This window comes from uncultured Kiloniella sp. (genome assembly GCF_937128705.1).
Classification (GTDB): domain Bacteria; phylum Pseudomonadota; class Alphaproteobacteria; order Kiloniellales; family Kiloniellaceae; genus Kiloniella.
The window spans coordinates 1-7,647 of sequence record NZ_CAKZMP010000062.1; the positions used below are offsets into that span (position 1 = coordinate 1).

The 7,647-nt window shown below is 44.8% G+C and carries 8 protein-coding genes and 1 riboswitch; of the genes, 6 read left to right on the top strand and 2 right to left on the bottom strand.

What is annotated here, in order from left to right; genetic code table 11:
- Together Q0241_RS03500 and thiD are read right to left on the bottom strand one after the other, a co-directional pair.
- Nucleotides 1-363 (bottom strand): ATP-binding cassette domain-containing protein (locus Q0241_RS03500; RefSeq protein WP_299373137.1); only part of this gene is annotated, 363 nt, incomplete at its 3' end.
- Between the two features lie 39 nt (nucleotides 364-402).
- Nucleotides 403-1,209 (bottom strand): bifunctional hydroxymethylpyrimidine kinase/phosphomethylpyrimidine kinase, encoded by an 807-nt coding sequence (gene thiD / locus Q0241_RS03505; RefSeq protein WP_299373140.1) that lies wholly within the window; start codon nucleotides 1,207-1,209, stop codon nucleotides 403-405.
- A gap of 76 nt (nucleotides 1,210-1,285) precedes the next feature.
- Nucleotides 1,286-1,399: riboswitch (TPP riboswitch) on the bottom strand.
- A 155-nt stretch (nucleotides 1,400-1,554) separates the two neighbouring features.
- Between thiD and Q0241_RS03510 the strand changes: the two genes are divergently transcribed.
- From Q0241_RS03510 to Q0241_RS03535, 6 genes are all read left to right on the top strand, one after another.
- Complete coding sequence (locus Q0241_RS03510; RefSeq protein WP_299373143.1) at nucleotides 1,555-1,902, top strand: RidA family protein; 348 nt, start codon at nucleotides 1,555-1,557, stop codon at nucleotides 1,900-1,902.
- A gap of 305 nt (nucleotides 1,903-2,207) precedes the next feature.
- A complete protein-coding gene (locus Q0241_RS03515; protein ID WP_299373146.1) occupies nucleotides 2,208-3,854 on the top strand; it encodes a peptide ABC transporter substrate-binding protein in 1,647 nt (548 codons plus the stop codon).
- 79 nt (nucleotides 3,855-3,933) lie between these two features.
- Complete coding sequence (oppB, locus tag Q0241_RS03520; RefSeq protein ID WP_299373149.1) at nucleotides 3,934-4,854, top strand: oligopeptide ABC transporter permease OppB; 921 nt, start codon at nucleotides 3,934-3,936, stop codon at nucleotides 4,852-4,854.
- Nucleotides 4,854-5,753, top strand: a complete 900-nt coding sequence (locus tag Q0241_RS03525; protein WP_299373152.1) for an ABC transporter permease subunit — start codon at nucleotides 4,854-4,856, stop codon at nucleotides 5,751-5,753. Before oppB ends, Q0241_RS03525 begins: the two co-directional genes overlap by 1 nt.
- Before the next feature lie 12 nt (nucleotides 5,754-5,765).
- Nucleotides 5,766-6,743, top strand: coding sequence for an oligopeptide/dipeptide ABC transporter ATP-binding protein (locus Q0241_RS03530; RefSeq protein WP_299373155.1), 978 nt, complete (start codon nucleotides 5,766-5,768; stop codon nucleotides 6,741-6,743).
- On the top strand, nucleotides 6,740-7,647 hold a 908-nt coding region (locus Q0241_RS03535; RefSeq protein WP_299373158.1), incomplete at its 3' end, for an oligopeptide/dipeptide ABC transporter ATP-binding protein. The genes Q0241_RS03530 and Q0241_RS03535, both read left to right, overlap by 4 nt.

Here is a 7,647-nt window from a genome sequence, read left to right on the forward strand (position 1 = left end):
TAAGGATTTTGCTTTTTTTTCACAAATAGCTTTGGGCCCGGAAAGCTGTCTTAGCTTGTTGCCTATCAGGACATTTTGTAAAACGCTGAGCCAGGGGAGCAGCAAGGCATCCTGTGTCATCCAGCTTATTTGTTCGGATAAAAGAGAACCATTGTCTGCTTTGATTGTGCCTTGGTAAGTGGATGGTGGAAGAAGGCCTGCGATTGCTTTGAGAAGGGATGATTTTCCAACACCGCTACGTCCCAACAGAACATTCCACTTTCCGCCTTTCATGCTAAGGGAAAAGTTTTTGAAAATTTGCCTGTCTTGATAGGAAAGGCAAAAATTCTGAATATGGATGCTACTTGCTGTCTGGGATGTCATTAACGCAATTCGCCTAATTTGTTGTAAGTAACCTCGTGGTCAAACTTTCCAACTGTTATGAAAGTGGTGAACTGGGCCATGTCCCTTACCTACTTCGAGGGTATCTGCGTGACGAAGCGCTTCTGTAAGGTATTCTTTGGCCGCATTGACAGATTCTAAAAGTGTAAGTCCCTTTGCTATGCCAGAAGCAATAGCTGCTGAGAGCGTACAGCCGGTTCCATGGCTGTTTTTGGTGTTTATGCGCAGTGAGCTCAAACATATTTCGTTTTGTCCGTCAAAGAGCAAGTCATCGCTTTTGTCACCGCCAAGGTGTCCCCCTTTCAAAAGAATGGCTTTGGGGCTGATGGCCTGAAGTGCCGCGAGCATGCTCTTCATTTCTTCAATGGAAGCTGGTTCTTTTTTACCAGTCAAGACGGCTGCTTCCGGAAGGTTGGGGGTAATAATTTCGGCAAGGGGAAGCAGGTTTTCTATCAGACTTGCAACAGCATCATCCTGTAGAAGTTTGTCACCGCTTTTTGCCACCATAACTGGGTCAAGAACGATGGGGATTTGTGGGTAATTTTTTAAAACACCTGCAACAGATTTGATGATATCTGGCGTGCCCAGCATACCGATTTTGATAGCTCTGACGTTCAGGTCTTCAAAAACGGTATATAGCTGATCTTGTATGAAATCAGTTGATACAGGGAAAATCGAATGAACTTTACAGGTATTTTGTGCCGTCAAAGCTGTAATAACCGATGCAGCATATACACCCAGAGCAGACATTGTTTTGATATCAGCTTGAATACCTGCGCCACCACCACTGTCTGATCCGGCGATTGTTAGGGCTATTGGTGCAGACATACTTTCCTCCGTTTTATTTCCAGAGGAAGTTGTTAATGCTGGTTCCTTTATCGGGAAGGATTAGTCGTGCTTTAACTAATCTTAGCATCTCAATTTCCTCCGCCGGTATTAACCGGATCAGGTTCTGCGGGTTGGCGTTTGCCTCTCAGCTCTATCAATGTTGATTGATTGAGCACCCCGACGAGATTTGTTGAATTATGCGGTGCTTTTAAAAATAGGCAAGAGAGAAAGTTATTTTTGATTTTCTGGTTTATATTTTACTCAAATCTGGACCTAGGGATATGTTTTGACGCATATAGAGCATCTCATCCAAAGGGGTGTGTTTTTTATTAGGGAGTTATCTTCATGAGTGAAATTATTCGTCACGACACGACGGCGCGATCCAGTAAAATTGTTGAACATGGTAATACTGTTTACCTCTCCGGCCAAGTAGGTACAGCGGGTGATTCTGTCACTGAACAGACAAAAGAGATTTTGAAAAAAATTGATACATGTTTGGAGTCTGTCGGTAGTGACAAAACCAAAATCCTACAGGCTGTGATCTGGCTCAGCGATATGAAATATTTCGCTGAACTCAATGAAGTTTGGAATGCTTGGGTGCCAGAAGGTTATGCTCCGGCTCGCGCTTGTGGTGAAGCTAAACTTGCACGTGCAGAATTGAGCGTAGAAATTATTATTACTGCTGCAAAGTAAGTTAAAACCCAAGAAAATTATGGTTATAAAGCTGCTCGATTGTTGATGTCGGGCGGCTTTTTTTGTGACCTAAGCGACTTAGGCTGGATTCTCTTCTTTGTATAAAGTATAATACTGAAATGCTCACCAGTTTTGATCAATTAGTAAAATAAAATGGCTGTTTTGCTACGTTTATTACCTAGTTGATCTAAAACAAAGACCTCCTCTTGTCATTAAGAGAAAACAAGGTCACCTTGTGTGTGATGCACGCAAGGATGTAAAAATATTTGGCGGGCACAACGAACAATAACAACAGGGATAGAGTTATGGAGTTCAAATCAGGTATAAAACGGTTCCTTACTGATGGAACATTTGTAAAAACAACACGTGCAGTCGCACTTGGCGTTTCTCTTCTGGCAGGTACAAGTGCACTTGTTGCACCTTCCGTGGCATCTGCTGAAATGGTTTTTAATCGTGGTAACGGATCAGAGCCAGGAACACTGGATCCACAAATTTCTGAAGGGGTGCCATCAGCGCATATTCTTCGTGATCTATTTGAGGGCCTAACTGCTGAACATACGGATGGTTCTATTATCCCAGGCCAAGCAGAGAGCTGGACTATTAGTGAGGATGGTAAGACATTTGTTTTCAAAATTCGCGATAATGCTAAATGGAGTAATGGCGATCCTGTAACCGCGCATGATTTTGTTTACGCTTGGCAACGAGCTGTCGCTCCGGCAACAGGTACTGCATACTCTTTCTTGCTATATCCTCTCGAAAATGCACAAGCTATTTCTAGTGGTGAAGAAAAAGATCTATCTAAATTGGGTGTTAAGGCCACTGACGATAGAACTTTGGAAGTAAAACTTTCTGGTCCAGCTCCATATTTTCTTGGCATGATTACTCATTCCGTAGCTTACCCAGTACATAAAGGAACAGTTGAAGCTAAGGGTGCAAGTTGGACACGCCCAGAGAACATGGTTTCAAACGGCGCCTTTAAACTTCAGGAATGGACACCCCAATCTCGTATCGTTGCTGTTAAATCTGATACTTACTGGAATAAAGATACGGTTCAGCTGGATAAGGTTGTTTACTATCCTACTGAAAGTCAAACAACCGCCCTTAAGCGTTATCGTGCGGGCGAGCTGGATTGGACTTACGAAGTTCCAAATGATCAGATTAAGTGGATCAAAGAAAACATGGCTGATGAGTTCCATGTTTCTAACTATCTTGGAACTTATTACTATGGCTTTAACATGACAAAGCCACCGTTCAATGATCCGAAATTGCGTAAAGCATTTTCGATGGCTATTGATCGTGACATCCTGACGTCAAAAATTGTGACAGCTGGTGAAGTGCCTGCCTATGCTTTTGTTGTTCCCGGTGTTACCGGATACGATGCTGTTTATTCTGACTTTAAAGCGAAAGATCAGGCGGCTCGTAATGCTGAGGCGTTGAAACTTTATGAAGAAGCTGGCTACTCTAAAGATAATCCAATAGAGATTGAGCTTCGTTATAACACCAGTGATAACCACAAGAAGATCGCGATTGCGGTTGCAAGTATGTGGAAGAAAACTTTTGGTGCTAAGGTCAACCTAGTTAACGAAGAATGGAAAGTTTACCTCGAAACACGTAAGCTTAAAGAAGCGACGCAAGCTTTCCGTGCGGGTTGGATTGGTGACTATAACGATCCCAACACTTTCCTAGAGCTATGGTTGTCTGATTCTGGTCTAAACGATACTGGTTTTGATAATCCTGAGTTCGATAGTTTGCTTAAACAAGCTGGACTTGAGCAGGATGCAACTAAGCGTAAAGAGTTGTTGATGAAAGCTGAAGCAATCTTCTTGGAAGCGAATGCTGTTGCACCGATCTATCACTATGTGACTAAGCGTATGGTTAAGCCTTATGTTAAAGGCTGGCAGAGTAATGTGATGGATCATATCCGTTCGCAATACATCACTATCGAGAAATAGGAAATTCCGGTTTCCCAATAATGTCTCGGCGCGTCATCACGTTGGTGGCGCGCCGGATTTTTTTGTCAGGACATAGTAAATGTTGTCGTTTATTTTAAAGCGTCTGGCCGGGGCTATTCCGACGCTACTTATAATTGTTACACTTGCGTTCTTCCTTATCCGTTCAGCCCCAGGCGGACCATTTGACAAGGAACGAACCATACCTCCGGAAGTCGCTGCAAATCTGAATGCTGTTTATCACTTGGATGATCCCTTGTGGGAGCAGTATCTGTATTATCTTGGAAGTGCTATACAGGGGGATTTTGGCCCTTCTTTCCAATATAGAGATTTTTCTGTTACCGAACTTATCGCGGCTGGTTTTCCAGTGTCGCTAACGCTTGGCTTAACGGCGATTTTTTTGGCGATTACAATTGGTGTATCCCTTGGTGCAGTTGCTGCTCTTAAACAAAATTCACTTATCGATTATGCTGTTATGGCAACGGCGATGACGGGTATTACCATTCCTAACTTTGTAATGGCGCCACTCTTAACTTTGGTATTCGGGGTCTATTTAAACATGCTTCCCGTTGGAGGCTGGGGCGAGAGTGTATCCCAAGCCTTTTTACCGATTATAGCATTGGCTTTGCCGCAAATTGCCTATATCGCGCGGCTGACACGTGGATCGATGATTGAAGTTCTGCGGTCTAATTTTGTCCGTACGGCGCGGGCTAAAGGTTTGCCTGAACGGCTTATGCTTAGCCGTCATGCCTTGAAGGCAGCGATGTTACCTGTTGTATCCTATTTAGGACCAGCCTCAGCTGCTGTGATTACAGGCTCTGTTGTGATTGAACAGATCTTCGGTATTCCCGGTATTGGCCGTTACTTTGTCCAGGGAGCATTAAACCGGGATTATACTCTTGTGATGGGCGTTGTGATTTTTTACGGGTCGCTGATTATTTCGTTCAACCTGGTTGTTGATATCATCTATGGCTTCCTCGATCCAAAAGTGAGGATGGGATAATGGCGGTTGATATGGAAATGAAAAGCACAGGTTCTGATGAAAAAGAAATTCAGGGCCGAAGCCTTTGGCAGGATGCATTCAGGCGTTTGCTGATAAACAAGGCTTCTGTGGTCAGCTGTGTTGTGTTGTTGAGCATTGTTCTTATTGCGGTTATTGGACCTTGGATACATCCTAATCCTTTTGACGAAGTCTATTGGGATTACATTCAAGCTGCACCAGATATGGAAGCTGGGTTTTACTTTGGTACAGATACCAATGGTCGAGATCTTTTTGTCCGAACATTGTACGGTATTCGTGTATCAATGCTTGTTGGTTTAGTGGCAACAGGTGTGTCGTTGATCATTGGTGTTACCTATGGCGCGATTTCCGGTTACGTCGGTGGACGTACAGATCACATCATGATGCGATTTGTGGATATTATGTATTCCATGCCTTTCATGTTCTTTGTGATTCTGTTGATGGTGATTTTTGGACGAAACATCTTCCTGATCTTTGCGGCATTGGGGGCGGTTGAATGGTTGACCATGGCCCGTATTGTTCGCGGTCAGGCACTTTCGATTAAAAACAGAGAGTTTGTCGAAGCGGCCCGCGCATCAGGCGTGAGTAACTTTAACATTATTCGCCGGCACATTATTCCCAATGCCCTGGGGCCTGTGATTGTTTATGTAACACTTACAATCCCACAGGTTATTCTGATAGAAAGCTTCCTTTCTTTCCTTGGTCTTGGAGTACAGGAACCGATGACAAGTTTGGGCGTGTTGATTTCAGAAGGTGCCCAACAGATGGAATCTGCGCCTTGGACACTATTGTTCCCGGCGAGTGCTCTGGCGATTATCCTTTTTTGCTTTAACTTTATTGGCGATGGTCTGCGCGATGCGCTTGATCCGCGTGATCGCTAGGGAGGTCTGAAAATGAGTGATATTATTCTTGAGGTGAAAGACCTCTCTGTGACCTTCTCTACGCCAGAAGGTCCCGTGAATGCCGTCAATAACATGAATTTCACGATTAAAGCGGGCGAAGCATTAGGGGTTGTTGGAGAGTCCGGTTCAGGCAAAAGCCAAACCTTTCTCTCTATCATGGGGTTGTTGGCCTCTAACGGTAAAACAACGGGTAGTGCCAAGCTTTTGGGACGAGAGTTGATTGGCCTAAGTGCGGATGAGTTGAACAAGATCCGTGGGCAATCAATGTCCATGATTTTTCAGGATCCCATGACATCTCTGAATCCTTACCTTAAAGTATCAAAACAGCTCACAGAAGTTTTGGTTCTCCACAAAGGTATGAGCGAGCAAGCTGCAAGGTCAGAAGCACTTAATATGCTCGACAAAGTGGGAATTCCCGAGGCTGAAAAACGCTTTGATATGTACCCGCATGAATTTTCTGGTGGTATGCGTCAACGTGTGATGATTGCAATGGCACTGTTGTGTGAGCCAGCTTTGTTGATTGCGGATGAACCCACGACGGCATTGGATGTGACTATTCAGGCGCAAATCCTGGATTTAATGCGGAAACTGAAGAGTGAGTTCAATACGGCCATTGTCATGATTACCCATGATCTCGGCGTTGTTGCTGGACTATGTGACACCTTGAATGTCATGTATGCCGGGCGCATTGTTGAACGCTCTTCTGTTCACGAGGTTTTCTCTGCACCGCGTCATCCCTATAGTCAGGGGCTTTTGGCCTCTACGCCAAGACTTGATGAAAAAACGCATAGCAATGAGCTGATAACCATTCCCGGACAGCCGCCAAACCTGCAACGGTTACCACAAGGCTGTGCATTTGCGCCGCGCTGTATCCATGTGCGGGATCGATGCCTTTGTGAACGTCCGCCGCTGTTTGAGACACCAAGCGGAAGTCATAATGCCTGTTATAGAGAGGAGGATGTCGCATGAATACGTCCCAGGAAGTCCTTCTTGATGTAAAGGATCTCAAGGTTCATTTCTCGATCCCGAGCGGTCAGCTTTTTAAAAAGCCTGGATTGCTCAAAGCAGTTGATGGTGTTTCCTTCCAGGTTAAAGCGGGTGAAACACTGGGCGTTGTGGGGGAGTCCGGTTGTGGTAAATCGACACTTGGGCGTGCTGTTTTGCGCCTTCTCAAGCCAACAGACGGACAAGTTGCCTGGTTTGGTAAGGAAATGGGAGATATGAAGTCAGAAGAGCTACGGAATGTACGCTCTGATCTTCAGGTTATCTTTCAGGACCCTTTGGCGTCACTTGATCCGCGTATGACAATTGGGCAAATTATAGGCGAGCCTTTGATTACCCATTACCCCAAGCTTTCAAAGGCTGAGGTAAAGGAAAAAGTCAAAGCAATGATGGCCAAGGTCGGTCTTCTTCCTGATCAAGTTAACCGTTATCCGCATGAGTTTTCTGGCGGACAATGCCAGCGAATTGGTATTGCGCGGGCAATGATTTTGGAGCCAAAGCTGATCGTCTGTGATGAAGCGGTAAGTGCGCTGGACGTTTCCATTCAAGCGCAGATCGTTAACTTGCTCATGGGACTGCAAAAAGAATTCGGACTTAGTCTGATCTTTATTTCGCATAACTTGAGTATTGTCCGCCACATCAGCCATCGTATTATGGTGTTATACCTTGGGCGAATGATGGAAGTTGCAGATAGGGATGCGATTTATGCGAAGCCTCTTCACCCCTATACCAAAGCTTTGATTTCTGCTGTGCCGATCCCTGATCCAGAGATTGAGCGCAATAAAGAACATGTTGCTTTGAAGGGGGATTTGCCTAGCCCTTTAAATCCGCCATCAGGCTGTGTTTTTAGAACACGCTGTCCGTTTGCCAA